The organism is Rhizobium sp. P28RR-XV, from assembly GCF_012641385.1.
In the GTDB taxonomy this organism is placed as follows: Bacteria; Pseudomonadota; Alphaproteobacteria; order Rhizobiales; family Rhizobiaceae; genus Rhizobium.
This window is the reverse complement of the sequence record NZ_JABAIG010000001.1, coordinates 596,208-614,709: the sequence shown is the minus strand read 5'-3', so window position 1 is coordinate 614,709 and position 18,502 is coordinate 596,208. Positions and strand designations below refer to the sequence as shown.

Annotated in this window: 17 protein-coding genes; 13 read left to right on the top strand and 4 right to left on the bottom strand. The window is 59.3% G+C overall.

What is annotated here, in order from left to right; all coding sequences use genetic code 11:
- Positions 1-99 precede the first annotated feature (99 nt).
- From HGP12_RS02960 to HGP12_RS02945, 4 genes are all read right to left on the bottom strand, one after another.
- Positions 100-528: an HIT family protein gene (locus HGP12_RS02960; RefSeq protein WP_168839044.1), complete on the bottom strand. Its 429-nt coding sequence runs from the start codon at positions 526-528 to the stop codon at positions 100-102.
- A gap of 141 nt (positions 529-669) precedes the next feature.
- Entirely contained in the window at positions 670-1,857 is a 1,188-nt protein-coding gene (locus HGP12_RS02955; RefSeq protein WP_168839043.1) for a GNAT family N-acetyltransferase, read from the bottom strand.
- A gap of 122 nt (positions 1,858-1,979) precedes the next feature.
- Positions 1,980-2,699: a glycerophosphodiester phosphodiesterase gene (locus HGP12_RS02950; RefSeq protein WP_168839042.1), complete on the bottom strand. Its 720-nt coding sequence runs from the start codon at positions 2,697-2,699 to the stop codon at positions 1,980-1,982.
- Positions 2,699-3,166: a RidA family protein gene (locus HGP12_RS02945; protein ID WP_168839041.1), complete on the bottom strand. Its 468-nt coding sequence runs from the start codon at positions 3,164-3,166 to the stop codon at positions 2,699-2,701. Before HGP12_RS02945 ends, HGP12_RS02950 begins: the two co-directional genes overlap by 1 nt.
- 135 nt (positions 3,167-3,301) lie before the next feature.
- Between HGP12_RS02945 and HGP12_RS02940 the strand changes: the two genes are divergently transcribed.
- From HGP12_RS02940 to bamA, 13 genes are all read left to right on the top strand, one after another.
- Complete coding sequence (locus HGP12_RS02940) at positions 3,302-4,129, top strand: cell envelope integrity EipB family protein (protein ID WP_168839040.1); 828 nt, start codon at positions 3,302-3,304, stop codon at positions 4,127-4,129.
- A 222-nt stretch (positions 4,130-4,351) separates the two neighbouring features.
- On the top strand, positions 4,352-5,431 hold the full coding sequence (locus HGP12_RS02935; RefSeq protein ID WP_168839039.1) for a toxic anion resistance protein: 1,080 nt from the start codon (positions 4,352-4,354) through the stop codon (positions 5,429-5,431).
- A gap of 5 nt (positions 5,432-5,436) precedes the next feature.
- Positions 5,437-7,011 (top strand): VWA domain-containing protein, encoded by a 1,575-nt coding sequence (locus HGP12_RS02930; protein WP_168839038.1) that lies wholly within the window; start codon positions 5,437-5,439, stop codon positions 7,009-7,011.
- Between the two features lie 109 nt (positions 7,012-7,120).
- Entirely contained in the window at positions 7,121-7,738 is a 618-nt protein-coding gene (locus HGP12_RS02925; RefSeq protein ID WP_168878672.1) for a 5-bromo-4-chloroindolyl phosphate hydrolysis family protein, read from the top strand.
- Entirely contained in the window at positions 7,738-8,844 is a 1,107-nt protein-coding gene (locus tag HGP12_RS02920; protein WP_168839036.1) for a substrate-binding domain-containing protein, read from the top strand. The genes HGP12_RS02925 and HGP12_RS02920 overlap by 1 nt, the downstream gene beginning before the upstream one ends.
- A gap of 187 nt (positions 8,845-9,031) precedes the next feature.
- Positions 9,032-9,799: a 30S ribosomal protein S2 gene (gene rpsB, locus HGP12_RS02915; RefSeq protein ID WP_168839035.1), complete on the top strand. Its 768-nt coding sequence runs from the start codon at positions 9,032-9,034 to the stop codon at positions 9,797-9,799.
- 375 nt (positions 9,800-10,174) lie between these two features.
- A complete protein-coding gene (gene tsf / locus HGP12_RS02910) occupies positions 10,175-11,101 on the top strand; it encodes a translation elongation factor Ts (RefSeq protein ID WP_168839034.1) in 927 nt (308 codons plus the stop codon).
- A gap of 136 nt (positions 11,102-11,237) precedes the next feature.
- Positions 11,238-11,957 (top strand): UMP kinase, encoded by a 720-nt coding sequence (gene pyrH, locus HGP12_RS02905; RefSeq protein ID WP_168839033.1) that lies wholly within the window; start codon positions 11,238-11,240, stop codon positions 11,955-11,957.
- A 55-nt stretch (positions 11,958-12,012) separates the two neighbouring features.
- On the top strand, positions 12,013-12,573 hold the full coding sequence (frr, locus tag HGP12_RS02900) for a ribosome recycling factor (RefSeq protein ID WP_168839032.1): 561 nt from the start codon (positions 12,013-12,015) through the stop codon (positions 12,571-12,573).
- Between the two features lie 109 nt (positions 12,574-12,682).
- Positions 12,683-13,429, top strand: coding sequence for an isoprenyl transferase (locus tag HGP12_RS02895; protein WP_168839031.1), 747 nt, complete (start codon positions 12,683-12,685; stop codon positions 13,427-13,429).
- A complete protein-coding gene (locus HGP12_RS02890; RefSeq protein ID WP_168839030.1) occupies positions 13,429-14,262 on the top strand; it encodes a phosphatidate cytidylyltransferase in 834 nt (277 codons plus the stop codon). The genes HGP12_RS02895 and HGP12_RS02890 overlap by 1 nt, the downstream gene beginning before the upstream one ends.
- A 24-nt stretch (positions 14,263-14,286) precedes the next feature.
- Positions 14,287-15,960, top strand: coding sequence for an RIP metalloprotease RseP (gene rseP, locus HGP12_RS34730; RefSeq protein WP_168839029.1), 1,674 nt, complete (start codon positions 14,287-14,289; stop codon positions 15,958-15,960).
- Between the two features lie 200 nt (positions 15,961-16,160).
- Complete coding sequence (bamA, locus tag HGP12_RS02880) at positions 16,161-18,494, top strand: outer membrane protein assembly factor BamA (protein WP_168839028.1); 2,334 nt, start codon at positions 16,161-16,163, stop codon at positions 18,492-18,494.
- Positions 18,495-18,502: the final 8 nt, after the last annotated feature.

Genomic DNA, 18,502 nt, shown 5'->3' with positions numbered 1-18,502 from the left:
GCTGCTTGAAAAAAATAAAACGGCTGCATTAGGAATAATGCAGCCGTTTTTATATATTTATGAAGAAAACCTCAGAAATGACTTGAGGAGTTCAGCGCGTCAGGCCAAGGCCTCGATGATCTTCTTGGCATTGTCAGCCAGCACCGCGCCATCTTCCATCTTGCCCGAATGCGGCTTCAGCGCGACGCCTTCGAGGCGCGGGATGATGTGGAAATGCAAATGGAACACCGTCTGGCCGGCGGCCGGTTCGTTGAACTGGGCGATATAGACGCCGTCGGCATCGAAAGCCTCCTGAACCGCGATGGCGATCTTCTGTACCACGGTGATTGCGTGCTGCAACGCGGCCGGATCGGCATCGAGAATGTTGCGGGAAGGTGACTTCGGCATAACCAGCGTATGGCCGGGCGACTGCGGCATCACATCCATGAAGGCAACCGTGTGCTCGTCTTCATAGACGCGATAGGACGGGATATCGCCCTTCAGGATCTTCGCGAAGATATTGTTGTCGTCATAAGCGGGACTGGTCATCCAGGGTCTCCTCGTCTTCCGTTTATTGTTGTCCTGAACGGCTGGAGCAATTCCAGGAAAATTCTAGAGCGGCTTCCGTCCGGAATTGCGTAAAAACAAAAAAGATAGAGTGTTTTCGCGATTCCAGGAACGCGGAACGCTTTAGATATCCTGCCGTTCCCCTTTGCGGAAGGGGCTATGTTCGGTAAGGATTTCGCTCATTTCCTCCACTTGTTCCCGTTCGTGCTCCAGGTAGTCGGCAACGGCGCGCCGCAGGCCATGATGACCGATATAGTGCGCGGAATGCGTGATGACCGGAAGATAGCCGCGCGCCAGCTTATGCTCGCCCTGCGCGCCGGCTTCCACCCGCTTCAGCCCCTTCTCAAGCGCAAAATCGATCGCCTGATGATAGCAGACTTCGAAATGCAGAAAGGGATGATCTTCGATGCAGCCCCAATGCCGGCCAAACAACGTCTCGCCGCCGATGAAGTTGATGGCGCCGGCGATGTAGCGGCCCTCCCGCTTGGCCATGACGAGCAGGATGTCGTCGGGCATGCGCTCGCCGATCAGTGAATAGAATTTTCGGGTGAGATAGGGACGACCCCATTTGCGGCTGCCCGTATCCATGTAGAAGGCGAAGAACTGGTCCCAGATGTTTTCGGTGAGATCGCTGCCGGTCAGCCAGTCGATGGTAATGCCGTGCTCGACTGCCGTGCGCCGCTCCTTCTTCAGCGCCTTGCGTTTGCGCGACGCCAGCGTTTCCAGGAAAGCATCGTGATCCGCATAGCCTTCATTGATGAAATGAAACTGCTGGTCGGTGCGATGCAGATAGCCGTCGCCCTCGAAGACGGACGCCTCTTCTTCCGGCAGAAAGGTGATGTGCGCCGAGGATACGCCGAGTTGCCGGGTGACTTCCTTGAGGCTCTCGGCGAGCGCCGGCTGCAGCACGCTCCGATCCTGCCCCTCGGCGACAAGCAGCCGCGGCCCGGTGGCGGGCGTGAAGGGAATCGAGCATTGCAGCTTCGGATAATAGCGGCCGCCGGCGCGCTCGAAAGCATCGGCCCAGCCATGATCGAAGACATATTCACCCTGGCTGTGGCTCTTGAGATAGCCCGCGACGGCACCGAGCAATTCGCCGCCGTCGGTTTCGAGCAACAGATGATTGCCGAGCCAGCCCGTCTTGTCGGTCGCGGAGCCGGACTCCTCGAGCGACGACAGGAAGGCGTGCGAGACGAAGGGATTGTATGGCAGCAGGCTGCCGGTTCTGGACGCTCCGGCTAGCTTGGACCAGCTCTCCGGGGCGATGTTCTTGAAGGATCGTTCAACTCGAATGGATAATTCGTCTGTCATCAAGTTCTTGCGCTGAGAAGGAAGGGAGGGCTCTCACCGCTGCGCCTCCATCCGGGAGGATACGTCGCAGGCGCAGCGGTAATTTGGGTTTGCGCAAAGCCTCTCCTTCAACCGATCCCGATTTACGAGGCCAGGCGCGGGTCAAAACCTTCGAAGGTCATTTGGTCTGCATTGGCAAATGTATGTTTGCGGGCCGCCTCATCGCGCACGGTCCAGGTGATGACCGGAATACCGCGCTGGCGCTGCGCCGTGACGAAAGGGTTCGGCAGGTGGCCGTAAAAGTACGAAATGAAGTCTAGCCCAAGATGCATGGCTTCGTCATGCTGAAAAAACGTCTCGGGCTTGTTTCCTTCGGCCGTAAGCCCGACGGGGTAGGGTGCTTCCAGGCCTTTAAGGTCCTTGAGCAGCCAATGGTCGAAGCTCATCAGCGCGACATGGCCCTTATAGCCTTCCAGCACCTCGAGAACGGATTCCGCAAAGCCTTCGTCATCGTCTTCGCGTCCCTTGAGTTCCAGCACCAGCGGCACCTTGCCGTCGCAGAGCCGCAGAAGCTGCTTCAGCGTCGGGATCTTGTCCTTGGTGCCGCCGATCGAGAGCAGGCCGAGCTCGGCCGAGGTGCGCTCCCGCACTTCGCCGGGCAGGTTGCAGACGCGCTGCAGGTCATCGTCATGGAAGACGACCGGAACGCCGTCCGAGGCGTAATGCAGATCGCATTCTATCGCGAAACCTGCCTCGATGGCGCGGCTGAAGGCCGAGAGCGTGTTCTCCCATATTTCCTTGTTCATGTCATGATAGCCACGGTGAGCGACGGGATGCTCGGTCAGCCAGGCAAGCTTGCTCATTATGCGATTTCCAGAATGGCATCGATTTCAACGGCGGCATTGAGCGGCAGGGCTGCCATGCCGACAGCGGCGCGGGCATGCTTGCCGGCTTCGCCCAATACATTTGCCAGAAGATTGGAAGCGCCGTTGATCACAAGATGTTGTTCGACGAAATCCGGGGTCGAAGCGACGAAGCCGTTCAGCTTGATCAGCCGCTTGATCCGGCCGAGCTCGCCTCCGAGCGCGGCCTTCGCCTGGGCGAGAATATTGATGGCGCAGAGTTCTGCCGCGCGCTGGCCGCCGGCGACATCGACGTCCTTGCCGAGATGGCCCGTCACGCCGATCTTGCCGTTTTCCATCGGCAGCTGCCCCGACAGATAGAGAAGATTGCCGCTGATGACATAGGGAACATAGTTGGCGGCCGGTGCCGCGGCTTGCGGCAGAACGATGCCGAGTTCCTTCAGGCGACCCTCGATGGCGTCGGACATTTTCATCTCCCGTTTTGTTGTAAAAACTTCAAAAATCCGGCATCAAGACTAAATTCCGTCACTTGGGATCGGCAGTCTCGTTTTAGCCGAAAGCGTTCTTATAACATCGCATGCGAGTCCAACAGGAGATAATGAATGTTCCGCTCGAGTCTTGCTGCCACCGTCGTTTCGGGGCTGGGCATTCTGTCACTGGCGACTTCGGCAGCTCATGCAGCCGGTCCGAGCGGGCTGATCGCGCATCGCGCCGTCTATGATCTCGAGCTGAAGGATGCTTCCGATCGTTCCGGCATTTCCGGCATGGTCGGCCGCATGGTCTATGAGTTCGAAGGCTCCGATTGCGCCGGGTTCACCACCAATTTCCGCTTCGTGACAAGGATCGACACGGGCGATTCCACCCGCGTCAGCGACCAGCAGACGACGACATTCGAGGATCTCGGCAAGCGCCTGTTCCGCTTCGAGACCAAGTCCTTTACCGATAACCAGCTCGACAAGGACGTACGGGGTGCCGCAAGCGACGATCAAAAGGGTATCAAGGTCGATCTGACGCAGCCGCATAACAAGCAGGTCGAACTCATCCAGAGCCGCTTCCCGACGGAGCATATGCTCGACATCATCCATAACGCCAAGCTCGGCAGGAATTTCTTCGAGGCGCAGGTCTTCGACGGCTCCGATGACGGCGACAAGCCGCTCATCGCCACCACGGTCGTGGGGAAGGAACAGCCTCCGGCCACGGATGATCCCGATGCCGACAAGGCCGGCGCCTTCGCCAAGACGTCCTTCTGGCCGGTGACCGTGGCTTATTTCAACGAGAAGTCCACAGGCGACGCCACGCCCGTCTACCGCATGTCCTTCAAGCTCTACGAGAACGGCATAACGCGTGATCTCACCATGGATTACGGTGACTTCGTATTGACCGGCAAGCTTACCAAGCTCGAGGTTCTCGATACCAAGGCGTGCCAGTAGTCCGGCGCGCGGCGTTGGGTCGGCCGAAACATAAAATCATCGTCATAAAACTGTGATCTAAGCTTCACTATGGTGTGAAACGATTGGCACGTGTGGGTGAGTCCGTCTTTCGCTCGCGCCGATCTGGAATTGTAGTGGGGCGCGCGGGGGAATGATCGCCTTTTGGGGCGATTGAAAATTTTTGCGGTCGGCTCCGTGTTTATGGACGAGAAAGCACGACCTATGAGCAATACCGACATCTCCGCCGGTTCCACCAACAGCCTGCCGGCTGTCGCCGCCGATCCGGCGGAAATCGCCCGCATCGGCGACGGCATCGATCTGACCGATCGCGCCGGCATTTCCGTCTATGGCGATCGCGCCCAGCAGGCCGTTTCCGATTATTCCGATCGTATCCTGCGCGAAGTTCGCAATCGCGATCTTGGCGAGGTCGGCAAGCTGCTGACCGATATCATCGTCAAATCAAAGAAGCTGGACCCCGCTTCCCTGAAGGACGAGGGTTTCCTCTCGCGGATGTTTTCCTCGTTCAGGGCGAGGCTCGAGCGCTTCAAGGAACAATTCGAGGATGTCGCCGGCCAGATCGACCGCATCGGGCTCGAGCTCGATCGGCACAAGGATATCCTGCGCCGGGATATCGCCCTGCTGGACGATCTGCATGAGGAGACGAAGCAATCCATCGTGCAGCTCGATGCCTATGTGCAGGCCGGCAAGGATTTTGCCGAGCGTTTTCGGTCCACCGAACTTCCCCGCCTGAAGAACGTCGCCGATGCGGCTTCCGCTAATCCTGGCGGCGGCATGCTGGAAGCGCAGATCTACCAGGATAGCCTTCAGGCCCTCGATCGGCTGGAAAAGCGGGTTTTCTACCTGCAGCAGGCCCGTCAGCTCGGTATCCAGCAATTGCCGCAGATCCGTATCGTCCAGTCGGGCGATGAAACCCTGATCGAAAACCTGCAGGCGACTTCCGCGCTGACGGTGCCGGCCTGGAAGCAGAAGATGGTGATTCTGCTCGGCTTGACGCAGCAGAAATCCGCGCTCGACCTGCAAAAGACTGTTACCGACGCCACCAACGACATGATCCGTCAGGCATCGAAAATGATGAAGGATCAGGCGATCGCCATAGAACAGCAATCGCAGCGCGGTATCGTCGATATCGACACGCTTGCGGCTGCCAACCGCGACCTGATCGACACGATCAGTGGTGTCCTGAAGGTGCAGGAGGATGGCCGCGCCAAGCGGGCAGAGGCCGAGCAGCGGATGCAGAAAATGACCATAGAGCTCAAGAAAGCAATGATCGAGGCGCGGTAATTCGCATGACAATCCGCACATTTGTTACCGGCTTGACGCTCGCGTCAGCTCTTGCGCTGAGCGGCTGCGATGTCGGCGGCCAGGGGCCGAAGTTCTCGATCGTTTCCGGCTCGGAAAATACGGTTCTTCAGCCTGTTGTCGAGGAATTCTGCAAGGAGAAGAAGGCGACTTGCACCTTCGCCTACGAGGGCACGCTGGATATCGGCTTGGCCCTGCAGAGCGAGAAGGGTGTCGAGCAGGACGCAGTCTGGCCGGCCTCGAGCGTCTGGGTCGACATGTTCGATGCCAAGCGCCGGGTGAAGTCGCTGACATCGGTCGCGCAGATGCCCGTCATTCTCGGCCTACGCAAATCCAAGGCCGAGGTGCTCGGCTGGGTCGGCAAGCCGGTTTATATGAAGGACATTCTGGCGGCGGTGAAGAACGGCTCGCTGAAATTTCTCATGACATCGGCGACGCAATCCAATTCCGGCGCCAGCGCCTATCTCGGCATGCTTTCGAGCGCGCTCGGCAACAAGCCCGTGATCGAGCCGGGCGATCTCGACAAGCCGGAGGTTCAGGGTGCGGTCCGCTCGCTGCTTGCCGGTGTCGAGCGCTCTTCGGGTTCGTCTGGCTGGCTTGCCGATCTCTACACCGACTCGGCCGCAAAGGGCGTGCTCTACGACGCCATGTGGAATTACGAGGCGGTGCTGAAGGAAACCAACGACAAGCTCGCAGGCATGGGCAAGGAACCGCTTTATGCCATCTATCCCGCCGATGGCGTGGTCGTTGCCGATTCGCCGATCGGCTTCGTCGATCACGGACGAGGGCAGGAGGTCGAGACCTTCTTCAATCAGCTTGTCGATTATCTGCGCTCCGCTTCGGTGCAGAAGCGCATCGCCGATACCGGCCGCCGCATTCCTCTCGCCGACGTTGCCGCAAAGCCGGATCCGTCATGGAATTTCGATCCGACCCGGCTCGTGACGGCGATCCGCATGCCGGAACCTGCCGTCATCCGCCAGGCACTCGATCTCTATCAGGTCGCTCTGCGCAAGCCGTCGCTGACCGCTCTCTGTCTCGATTTCTCGGGCTCGATGGGGGGCAAGGGCGAGGAGCAGCTCCAGGCGGCCATGCGATTCCTGTTCAATCCCGGCGAAACAGGCAAAGTGCTGGCGCAATGGACGCCGGCCGATCGTATCATGGTCATTCCGTTCGACGCCGATGTGCGCACGACTTTCGAGGGCACGGGAGATCCGGCTCAGCAGAAAATGCTTGTCGACAAGGTTTCGCGCCAGCACGCAGACGGCGGCACGGATATGTATGCCTGCGCAAGCAGGGCGCTTGACTGGATAAGTGCGACGCGGGATCTGTCATCCTATCTGCCGGCGGTCGTCATCATGACCGATGGGAGATCCGATGATGCCAACGGTGATTTCATGAGCCGCTGGGCATCGGTGAACCCGCATGTGCCGGTGTTCGGTATCACCTTCGGCGATGCGGACAAGCGGCAGCTCGATGCTATCGCAAAGGAGACCTCGGCACGCGTGTTCGACGGTCGCGGCGATCTGGTCAGCGCGTTCCGGGCAGTGCGCGGTTATAACTAGAGCATTTCTGTTTTAAATGAAGCCACAGAAATGCTCTATCCCTTTGTTTTCTCGCAATTCCGGACGCAAAACCGCTTCGCACGTTTGCTGGAATTGCTTTAGGACGATAATGCGCAATTGGTTCGGCAATGACTGGAATTGGATCGTGGCGGGGCTTGCCGCCGCGATCGTCGTTCCTTTGCTTAGCTTTTTTGCCGGCATGCCGATATGGATCGCGGCGCTGATCGGTCTCTTGGTGTTCGTCGGCCTGATCTTCGTGCTCGCGCCCACGCGCCTGTTTGAAGGGCTGGATGCGAAGGCAATCGGCAGGGGACGCCTGGACTTTGCCCGTGACCTGTTGAGTGCGGCGACACCGGCCGCACAAAGGCTGGAGGCATCGGCAGGTCAGATCGCCAGCAAGGAAACGGCAGAACGGGTGCGGCATCTGGCTGACATTGCCGCCGACGTCTTCGCCAAGGTGGAGGCCAATCCGGAAAGTGCCGGCACGGTCCGGCGGTTCCTCAGCTATTATCTGCCGCGGGCGGCGGAGGTGGCGGAAGGATTTGCCGTGATCGAGGCGAAACGCCAGCCGGACGCCGCGCGCCTGCAGGAGGTGGGTCTCGTCCTGACCAAGCTGGAAGACGCTTTCGTGCACTATTCCGACAGCCTGCTCGAAGACAGGCTCGATACGCTTGATACCGAGCTGCGCCTCATACAGGCTTCGCTCAAAGAGGATATAAGACGCTGATGGCCATTTCCCGCCGCGCTTTTGGAGTAGGGCTTCTTGCCGCCGGTGTCGCGGGGACTGGAGGCTATTTCGCGATCAAGGACCGTCCGGAGCTGCAGGGGCTGCTTGGCAACCGCACCAAGCTCTTCGGCTTTATCGGCGGCGAGAAGGAAGCCTTCCTGGCCGATAGCGACGTGATCTCGGCACTTCACGGTTACGGATTGGAGATCAACAGCCGCGTAGCCGGTTCGGTGGAGATGGTGCGCGAGCAGGCGCTTCTCTCGCAGGACCCCGCGTTCCTGTGGCCGTCTTCGTCGATCATGGTCGATATCGCCCGTCAGGGCGGCGTCAAGATCCGCAATGATCGCGTCATCCTCAATACGCCCGTCGTCATCTATTCGTGGCAGCCCGTCGTCGACGGATTGACGAAGGCCGGGCTCGTCACTACGACCCCGGCGGGGCAGCACCAGCTCGACCTCAAGGCGCTGCTGGACGCAATGCTTGCCGGAACGAACTGGTCGAAGCTCGGCGTCAACTCGCTCTATGGCCAGGCCCGAATCGTCTCGACGGATCCCAACCGTTCCAACTCCGGCTTCATGTTCTCCGGCCTCGTGCTCAGCCTTCTGAGCGGCAATGTCGCGAGCGCTGAAAGCCTCGCGCAGTTCGGCGACAAGGCGCAGACGATCTTCCGCAACATGGGCTTCAAGTCGTCGTCATCAGGCAAGCTGTTCGAGCAGTATCTCGCCGGCGGCATCGGCGGCGAGCCGATGATCGTCGGCTACGAGAATCAGCTGGTGGAATGGATTATCGCCGACCCGAAGCGCTGGCAGAGGATACAGGCCGGCAACGGCGCCAAGCCCGTGGTGCTCTATCCGCATCCGACAGTCTATTCCGCGCACCCGCTGATCGCCATCGATGAACAGGTCGATCGCATGATCGAGGCCCTGGTCAGCCCGCGGCTGCAGGAGCTTGCCTGGACCAAGCACGGTTTCCGGGGGCCGCTGGGAACAATGACCGGCGATGCCGACAGCGCGATTGCCGGCCTGCTGCCGGCTGAAATCGATGCCGTATTGCCGCTGCCGGACGCCAATGTCATGCTGGCGCTGCTCGATAAACTGGCGGCTTGAGGGCAGGGTAGGGTTATTTTTCGACCCAAAGCCTTGCATTCCAAGTGAATCGAATGTATGGGCACCGGCATTCCACACGTAAGGCATGGGATTGTCCGGGAGAAATCCGGATTGTTCCGCCCGGTGGCATTCTCGAAGAGGGTGCTGTTCGCCTTGCGGAGGTTCAACCGGAAAAGGATACAAAGGCATGGCATTGCCCGATTTTTCTATGCGCCAGCTTCTCGAAGCAGGTGTTCACTTCGGCCACCAGACGCATCGCTGGAACCCGAAGATGAAGCCGTACATTTTTGGCGATCGTAACAACATCCACATCATCGACCTCGCCCAGACGGTTCCGATGCTGAGCCGCGCCCTGCAGGTTGTCAGCGACACCGTTGCTCGCGGCGGCCGCGTCCTGTTCGTCGGCACCAAGCGTCAGGCGTCCGAACTGATCGCCGACAGCGCAAAGCGTTCGGCTCAGTACTACGTCAACGCCCGCTGGCTCGGCGGCATGATGACCAACTGGAAGACGATCTCCAATTCGATCCAGCGTCTGCGCAAGCTCGACGAAATCCTCTCCGGCGAAGCCCAGGGCTTCACCAAGAAGGAGCGTCTGAACCTTGAGCGCGAGCGCGAAAAGCTCGACAAGGCCCTCGGCGGTATCAAGGACATGGGCGGCACGCCGGACCTGATGTTCATCATCGACACCAACAAGGAAAAGATCGCGATCGACGAAGCCAAGCGCCTCGGCATCCCGGTCGTCGCCATCATCGACTCGAACTGCGATCCGGACCTGATCGACTATCCGATCCCGGGCAACGACGACGCTTCGCGCGCCATCGCTCTCTACTGCGACCTGATCGCGCGCGCTGCCATCGACGGCATCGCCCGTCAGCAGGGTGCATCCGGTCGTGACCTCGGCGCTTCCGAGGAAGCTCCGATCGAGCCGACCCTGGCGGACGGCACCGAAGCCTGATCGCGCCCAGAGGCGGGCAGAAGATTGCCCGCCCACGCGCATTGACATCCGGGATAAGGCCGTTTGCGACTTCAAGAAGTTCGAGCGGCCTTATCGCGTTTTGCAAAGGCCTTGCCTACTGCATAATTCCTTAAATCGGAATCGATTTAAGGGTAAAATTATGCAGCGGATTTAAGTGCTACAGCGACCTTTGCGCGTCACTTGTGACGCACGGCGCTGTAGGCGGTAAATCCAGGCATGTTCCAATCAAGAATTCCACAGTATGACGCGGCTTCATAACGCTGTCATACTTACGGGTACATTTCGTCCCTCAAATCGGTGCCGCTTCGGCTCAAAACCGCATGCCGCACCGTATGAACCGACAAGAGGAAGCTTATGACCGAGATTACGGCTGCACTGGTGAAGGAACTGCGCGAAAAGTCTGGCGCAGGCATGATGGACTGCAAGAAGGCGCTGACCGAAACCAACGGCGATATCGAAGCTGCGATCGACTGGCTGCGCGCCAAGGGCATCTCCAAGGCCGACAAGAAGTCCGGCCGTACCGCCGCTGAAGGCTTGGTCGCCATTGCCGGCGCCGGTCACAAGGCCGTTGTCGTCGAGCTCAATTCCGAAACCGACTTCGTTGCCCGTAACGATGCCTTCCAGGACCTCGCTCGCGGCATCGCCGAAGTTGCGCTGTCCACCAACGGCACGGTCGAAGCCATTTCGGCTGCGACCTATCCGGCATCCGGCAAGCCGGTCGCCGACACCATCAAGGATGCGATTGCAACCATCGGCGAGAACATGACGCTTCGTCGTGCGGCCAAGCTGGAAGTCGAGCACGGCGTCGTGGCGACCTACATCCACAACGCTGCCGGCGACGGTATCGGCAAGCTCGGCGTTCTGGTCGCCCTGAAGTCGGTCGGTGACAAGGCCGTTCTGACGTCGATCGGCCGCCAGGTCGCCATGCACATTGCTGCCACCAACCCGCTGGCTATCCGCGCCGAAGAAGTCGATGCCGCGGTCGCCGAGCGCGAACGCAACGTCTTCATCGAGCAGTCCCGCGAATCCGGCAAGCCCGAAGCCATCATCGAAAAGATGGTGGAAGGCCGCATGCGCAAGTTCTTCGAGGAAGTCGCTCTTCTCTCGCAGGCTTTCGTCATCAACCCGGACCTGACTGTCGCTGCTGCCATCAAGGAAGCCGAAAAGACCGCCGGCGCCCCGATCGAAATCACCGGCATGGCCCGTCTGCTCCTCGGCGAAGGCGTCGAGAAGGAAGAGACCGACTTCGCTGCCGAAGTTGCGGCTGTCGCCAAGGGCTGATCGGCAAAAAGAAATCATATCCCGGATTGGTGAAACCATATCAGGGAAAACATCAGGGCATCGCGTGACAACGCGGTGCCCTTCGTGTATCCGGCTTGCACAATCATTCCCCCGGTGATCACTTCAAGGAGCTACGATGTCCCAGCCGATCTACAAGCGCGTGTTGCTCAAGGCCTCTGGTGAAGCTCTGATGGGCAGTCAGGGCTTCGGTATCGACGTGACCGTCTCCGACCGGATTGCATCCGACATCGCGGAAGCGCGTGCAATGGGCGTTGAAGTCGGCGTCGTCGTCGGTGGTGGCAATATCTTCCGCGGCGTCGCCGTGGCTTCCAAGGGTGGCGACCGCGTGACCGGCGACCACATGGGCATGCTCGGCACCATTATCAACGCGCTGGCTCTGGCGACCTCGCTGCGCAAGCTCGATATCGACACCGTCGTGCTCTCGGCCATCTCCATGCCGGAAATCTGCGAAAGCTTCTCGCAGCGCGCCACGCTTTATCATCTCTCGCTCGGTCGCGTGGTGATCTTTGCCGGCGGCACCGGCAATCCATTCTTTACGACAGATTCCGCGGCCGCGCTGCGAGCGGCCGAGATGGGCGCGGAAGCGATCTTCAAGGGCACGCAGGTCGACGGCATCTATTCCGCCGATCCGAAGAAATTCCCCGATGCCGAGCGCTTCGACCATCTGACGCACAGCCAGGTGCTCGAAAAAGGACTGGCCGTCATGGATGTGGCCGCCGTGGCGCTTGCTCGCGAAAACTCCATTCCGATCGTCGTCTTCTCCATTCACGAGAAGGGCGGTTTCGCTGAAATCTTGACCGGCGGCGGCCGCAAGACCATCGTATCAGATAATTGACGTTCCTGTGACGCCGGGCATGCCCGGTGTCGCCATATCAGACGGGAGTATAAACATGAGTGAAGGCAACGACCTCAAGGAATTGAAGCGCCGCATGGACGGCGCCATCGCGGCATTCAAGAGCGATATCGCCTCTCTGCGGACCGGACGTGCATCCGCCAACATCCTGGATCCGGTTGTGATCGAAGCCTATGGTTCGCGCATGCCGCTGAACCAGGTTGCCAACATTACCGTGCCGGAATCGCGCATGCTGACGGTTTCGGTGTGGGACAAGTCGATGGTCGGTGCCGTGGAGCGCGCCATCCGTGAATCCAATCTTGGCCTCAACCCCATCGTCGACGGCCAGAACCTGCGCATCCCGCTGCCGGAGCTCAACGAAGAGCGGCGCCGGTCGCTGGTAAAGGTCGCCCATGAATACGCGGAAAAGGCGAAGGTGGCGATTCGCCATGTCCGCCGCGACGGCATGGATGGTCTCAAAAAGGCCGAAAAAGATGGTGTACTCGGCCAGGACGAGAGCCGTTCTCTCTCCGAACGTGTGCAGAAAATGACGGATGAGACGATTTCGGAAGTCGACCGCTTGCTAGCCGACAAAGAAAAGGAAATCATGCAGGTCTGATCGCACGCTGGGGAGATGTCGCGCTTTTGATTTGGCAATATTGAAAGCGGTGGCCGCGCCCTAGATTACGAGACCAGAGCGTATTTCCGCCGAACGAAACCGGATCCATATGTCAGCTCCCACGTTCTCTGTCGTACCCGAACACGTTGCCATTATCATGGATGGCAACGGTCGCTGGGCCAATGCGCGCGGTCTGCCGCGCACCATGGGCCACCGCAAGGGCGTGGAGGCGGTCAGGGAAACGGTTCGGGCCGCCGGCGATATCGGCATCAAATACCTGACGCTGTTTGCCTTTTCCTCGGAGAACTGGCGCCGCCCCGAGACTGAGGTGAGCGATTTGCTGGGCCTGCTCAAGGCCTTCATCCGAAGGGACCTCGCCGAGCTTCATCGGCAGAACGTCCGGATTCGCGTCATCGGCGATCGCAGTAACCTGCGCGGCGACATTCTGCCCCTGTTGATCGAGGCGGAGGAAACCACCAGGAACAATACGGCCCTGACGCTGGTGATCGCCTTCAATTATGGCTCGCGCGATGAAATCACGCGCGCCTTCGCGAGCCTTGCAAAAGATGTCGAGGCTGGGCGGCTGCGCCCCCAGGACATCAGCCCTGAACTGGTCGATGCCCGCCTCGACACCGCCGGAATTCCAGATCCCGACCTCATTATCCGCACGAGCGGCGAGGAACGGCTTTCGAATTTCCTGCTGTGGCAGGCCGCCTATTCCGAATTCATGTTCGTGCCGGACTATTGGCCCGATTTCAGCCGCGATCTCTTCTTCTCCGCGCTGGAAAGATATGCAGCGCGCGACCGGCGCTTTGGCGGCCTTTCCGCCAAGCCGGCGGCCGCCGTGGGGTCCTGATGAGCCGCGAACTCAGGCTGCGCATTATTTCAGGCATCCTTCTCGCCGTCATCGTCCTTGCCGCCACTTGGTATGGCGGCTTGAGCTTTCGTCTTCTGGCGGCCGCGATCGGTCTGCTCGTCTACTATGAATGGTCGACGATAGCGGATCTGCATGGCCGAGATCCCCAGGGAAATGCGCTGGGCTGGCTTGGTCTCGTGCTGATGGCCGGCGCGACGATCCTGGGCGAATCCGTCTACTCCATCGAAGTTCTGGCGGTCTTCGTCATCGTCACGGCGATCATGGTCGGGATTCGCGCCAGAAGCTGGTGGCTGCCTGGCGGCATATTCTATTCCGGACTGACGACGATTGCGCTTTCGGAGATTCGCGATGACGATCTGCGCGGCTTCGTCGTAATGCTGTTCATTTTCGCCACCGTGTGGGCAACGGATATCCTCGCCTATTTCGTCGGGCGCGCCATCGGTGGGTCGAAACTGGCCCCGCGGATATCGCCGGGCAAGACATGGTCGGGCGCGATCGGCGGTGCCATTGCGGCCGTCGTGGCTGGAACTGCGGTCGTCTGGAGCTTCTTTTCCGCCGATGAGCTGCGGATTCCCATCCTTGCCCTGGTGCTTTCCGTATGCAGCCAGATCGGCGATTTGTTCGAGTCGTTCGTCAAGCGCAAGTTTGGTGTGAAAGACTCCAGCCATCTGATTCCCGGCCATGGCGGCGTCATGGATCGGGTCGATGGACTAATTTTTGCTTGTTTTGCGGCGTTTTTGTTGGCTATCGTAATGTCGCTGACAATGAGCGGCGAGACCTTTTCGTTGGGCGGCGTTCTGCTCGGGGTCTGAAATTAACACGAACAGGATCGTTGCATGGGTAGCGCGGCTAGCTTCATTGGTTTCTTGACGAACAACGTCATCACGTTTGTTTTCGTCCTGTCGCTGCTCGTCTTCGTGCATGAGATGGGCCACTATCTGATCGGCCGCTGGTCCGGTATCCGCATCATGGCCTTCTCGATCGGCTTTGGCCCGGAGATCGCCGGATTTACCGATCGGCACGGCACGCGCTGGAAACTTTCGCTCATCCCGCTCGGCGGCTACGTGCGCTTCTTCGGCGACGAGGACGCCTCCAGCAAGGTCGACGTGGATCAGCTTTCAGCCATGACGGAGGAGGAGCGGGCACAGTCCTTTGCCGGTGCCAAGCTCTGGAAGCGGGCGGCCACGGTTGCGGCCGGCCCGATTGCCAATTTCCTTCTCGCCATTGCGATCTTCGCCGTCCTTTTCGGTATCTATGGCCGTACGGTCGCCGATCCGGTGGTTGCCATGGTGACGCGTGACGGAGCTGCCGCCGAGGCAGGCATCGAGCCAGGCGACCGCCTTGTTGCCATCGACGGCAACAAGGTGGCGACCTTCGATGAAGTGCAACGCTATGTCGGTCTTCGCCCGGGCCGTACCATCGTTCTGACGGTCGAGCGCGACGGCCAGAATCGCGATTTCCGGATCGTGCCTAAGCTCGTGGAAGATACGGATCAGTTCGGCAACAAGATGGAAATGGGCCGCATCGGCATTGCGCTCGTCGATCCGGTGGTGACGGCGGTTGAGCCGGTAGGTCCGGCCGCCAGGGCTGGCTTGCAGGCCGGCGATCGGCTGATTGCGGTCGACGGCCACAACGTCGCGACCTATTACGATATCGGTCGCTACGTGGCCGACCGTCCCGGCAAGAGCATCGTGCTGACCACACAGCGCAACGGTGCAATCCGCGATATCCCGATCATGCCCGAAACGCTTGTCGATACCGATGCGTCTGGCAACAAGAAGGATATCGGCAGCATCGGAATCGCACCGATCGATCCGATCGTTGCCTCGATCGGTTCCGACAGCCCCGCCCAGATGGCCGGCCTGGAACCAGGCGATCGCATTCTTTCTGTGGATGGACGGGACATCGGCTCCGTCGGCGAAGTGCAGCGTTATGCAGCGGCTCATGCCGACAAGCCCATGGCGCTGACGGTCAAGCGCGACGGTCAGACACGCGATCTGACGGTGACGCCCAGGAAGTCGGAAGAGACCGATGCCTTTGGCGCCCGGACGGAGATCGCCACCATCGGCATCACCGACGGCCAAAAGCCGATCAAGCTGCGCTATGAGGCCTATGGGCCACTCCAGGCGCTTGCCGAGGGTGTGAAGCAGACCGGCAGCATCGTTTCCGGCACTTTCGAATATATCGGCAATGTCATTGGCGGCTATATGAAGGCCGATCAGCTTGGAGGCCCGATCAGGGTTGCGCAACTTTCGGGGCAAATGGCAACTTTAGGCTTTGCTGCGGTGCTCCAATTCGCCGCCATACTTTCTGTTTCAATAGGGTTATTAAATTTGATGCCGGTGCCGGTACTTGATGGCGGCCATCTGATGTTCTATGCGATTGAAGCCGTAAGGGGAAAACCCCTGGGTGCAAGGGCGCAGGATATCGCTTTCCGGATCGGATTTGCGATGGTGCTCTCACTCATGGTGTTTGCGACCTGGAACGACATCAGTTCCAGAATAGGCTAGCGGAGCTGCGACGAGAGGAAATTACGATTTATTTACGATGTTTCAAAGCTGTAGTGGCGAATGAGCCACGCTTTGAAATGAAGTAAACAGAAATTAACGTGCTCCCTTGCTTGTATGTCAAAAGCGGGTAAAACGACACACGTGGCCGGAATCGGGTTCGCTCGAGGCTGGGGACGATTGAAAAAAGGTAAGAAGTGAAAATGAAGGCTGGTTCAAAATTTTTGAACGCAGTGTCGGCGGTAGCGCTGTCTGCTGGTGTTGTTGCGTCTGGTGCTGGTGTTCTCACACTTGCCTCTGCCTCGGTCGCGGAAGCGGCTGTCATTCAGCGCGTTGACGTTCGCGGTGCGGAACGTGTTGGCGCGACGGCAGTTCGCGACAATATCACGATCAAGCCCGGAAAGAGCTTCTCCCCCGGCGACATCGACACTTCGGTGAAGCAGCTCTATGCCACCGGATATTTTTCGGATGTCCACGTCACGGTTTCGGGCAGCACCCTGATCGTAACGGTCCAGGAAAACAAGCTCATCAACGCCGTGGTCTTCAACGGTAACCGCAAGATCAAGGACGACAAGCTTCAGGGCGTCATTCAGACCCATTCGGCTGGTCCGTACAACGAGGCTAGCGTTCAGGCTGACATCAAGACCATCAAGGACGCCTACGCTGCGATCGGTCGTAACGATGTCCAGGTGACGACGCAGACCGCGGAAGTCTCGCCGGGCCGCCTCAACGTCGCCTTCGTCATCAACGAAGGTGATCGCACCAAGATCGACAAGATCAATTTCTCGGGCAATCAGGCCTATGGCAGCGGCCGTCTGGCTTCGGTGATCAGCACCAAGAAGAGCAACTTCCTGTCATTCCTGACCCGTAAGGATGTCTACAGCCCTGAGCGCCAGCAGGCAGACCAGGATACGCTGCGTCAGTTCTACTACAATCACGGCTATGCCGATTTCCGCATCGTCAGCGCCGACGCGACGCTGAACGAGCAGAACAACGAATACACGCTGAACTTCAATGTGGACGAAGGTCCGCGTTACACCTATGGCGACATCAACGTGGTCTCGACGGTCGACGGCGTCAATGCCGACGAGCTGAAGGGTCTCATCATCACCCACAAGGGCGATGTCTATAGCGCCAAGGATATCCAGACCTCGATCGAGAACATTTCCAAGCGCGTGGCCTCCGCGGGCTATCCGTTCGCCCGCATCACGCCGCGTGGCAATCGCGATCTGTCCGGTCACACCATCGGTATCGAATATCTGGTCGACCAGGGCGAGCGCGCCTATGTCGAGCGGATCGAAATCCGCGGCAACACCCGTACGCGCGATTACGTCATCCGCCGCGAGTTCGACCTCAATGAAGGCGATGCCTTCAATCAGGAAATGATCACGCGCGCCAAGCGTCGCCTTGATGCGCTCGGCTATTTCACCAAGGTCGATATCTCGACGGCGCAGGGCAGTGCCCCGGATCGCGTGGTCGTTATCGTCAACGTCGAAGACCAGCCGACCGGCTCCTTTGGTATCGGCGCCGGTTACGCTGTCGGTAACAATGGCGGCCTGCTGCTCGAAGCTTCGGTCGAAGAAAAGAACTTCCTTGGTCGCGGCCAGTACATCCGTATTGCCGCAGGTGCCGGCACGGAAGGTAACCGTACCTATAACATCTCGTTCACCGAGCCTTACTTCCTCGGTTATCGTCTTGCCGCCGGCTTCGATATTTTCAAGAACCAGACGTCGAGCGATGATTATTACGATTACTCGGAAGAAGGCTTCTCGCTGCGCGTCACCGCGCCGATCACCGAGAACTTCGCGACGACCCTGCGCTATAACTATAAGCGCTTGACCTACGACGGCACGAATAATTGGCAGGACAATCTTTCTGCTCCGTATGTCAACCTCGTCGAGAACGGCCCTTGGACGCAGTCGACTATTTCGCAGACCTTCACCTACAATACGCTCGATGACCAAAACCTGCCGCGCGAAGGCATCATCGCCAAGTTCACGCATGAATATGCCGGTCTCGGTGGCGACTCCGACTTCTACAAGCTGAGCGGTAAGGCTCGTTACTACAAGATGATCAGCGACGAAGCCGATATCATCGGCTCGCTGACGGTCGGTGCCGGTTACGTGATGCCGACGGACGGCAAGCTGAACGTCTTCGATCAGTTCACGCTTGGTGGCCGTGAAATCCGCGGCTTCGAGAATGCCGGTATCGGCCCGCGTTCGTCGCATGGCGATCCGCTCGGTGGCACGACCTACTTCACGGCTTCGGCGGAAGCTAGCATGCCGATGCCGGGCGTACCGCAGGATATCGGTCTGCGTATTGCGGCCTTTGCCGATGCAGGTTCGCTCTACGGCAACAAGGCGAATCTCTTCGGCGATACGCTTCACAACGACAGCTCGATCCGCGCATCGCTCGGTGCCGGTTTGATCTGGTCGTCGCCGTTCGGTGTCATCCGCGTCGACTATGCCGTACCTGTTCTCAAGGAAGATTACGACAAGGTCGAGAATTTCCGGTTTGGCATCGCCAACCAGTTCTGATATCGGCA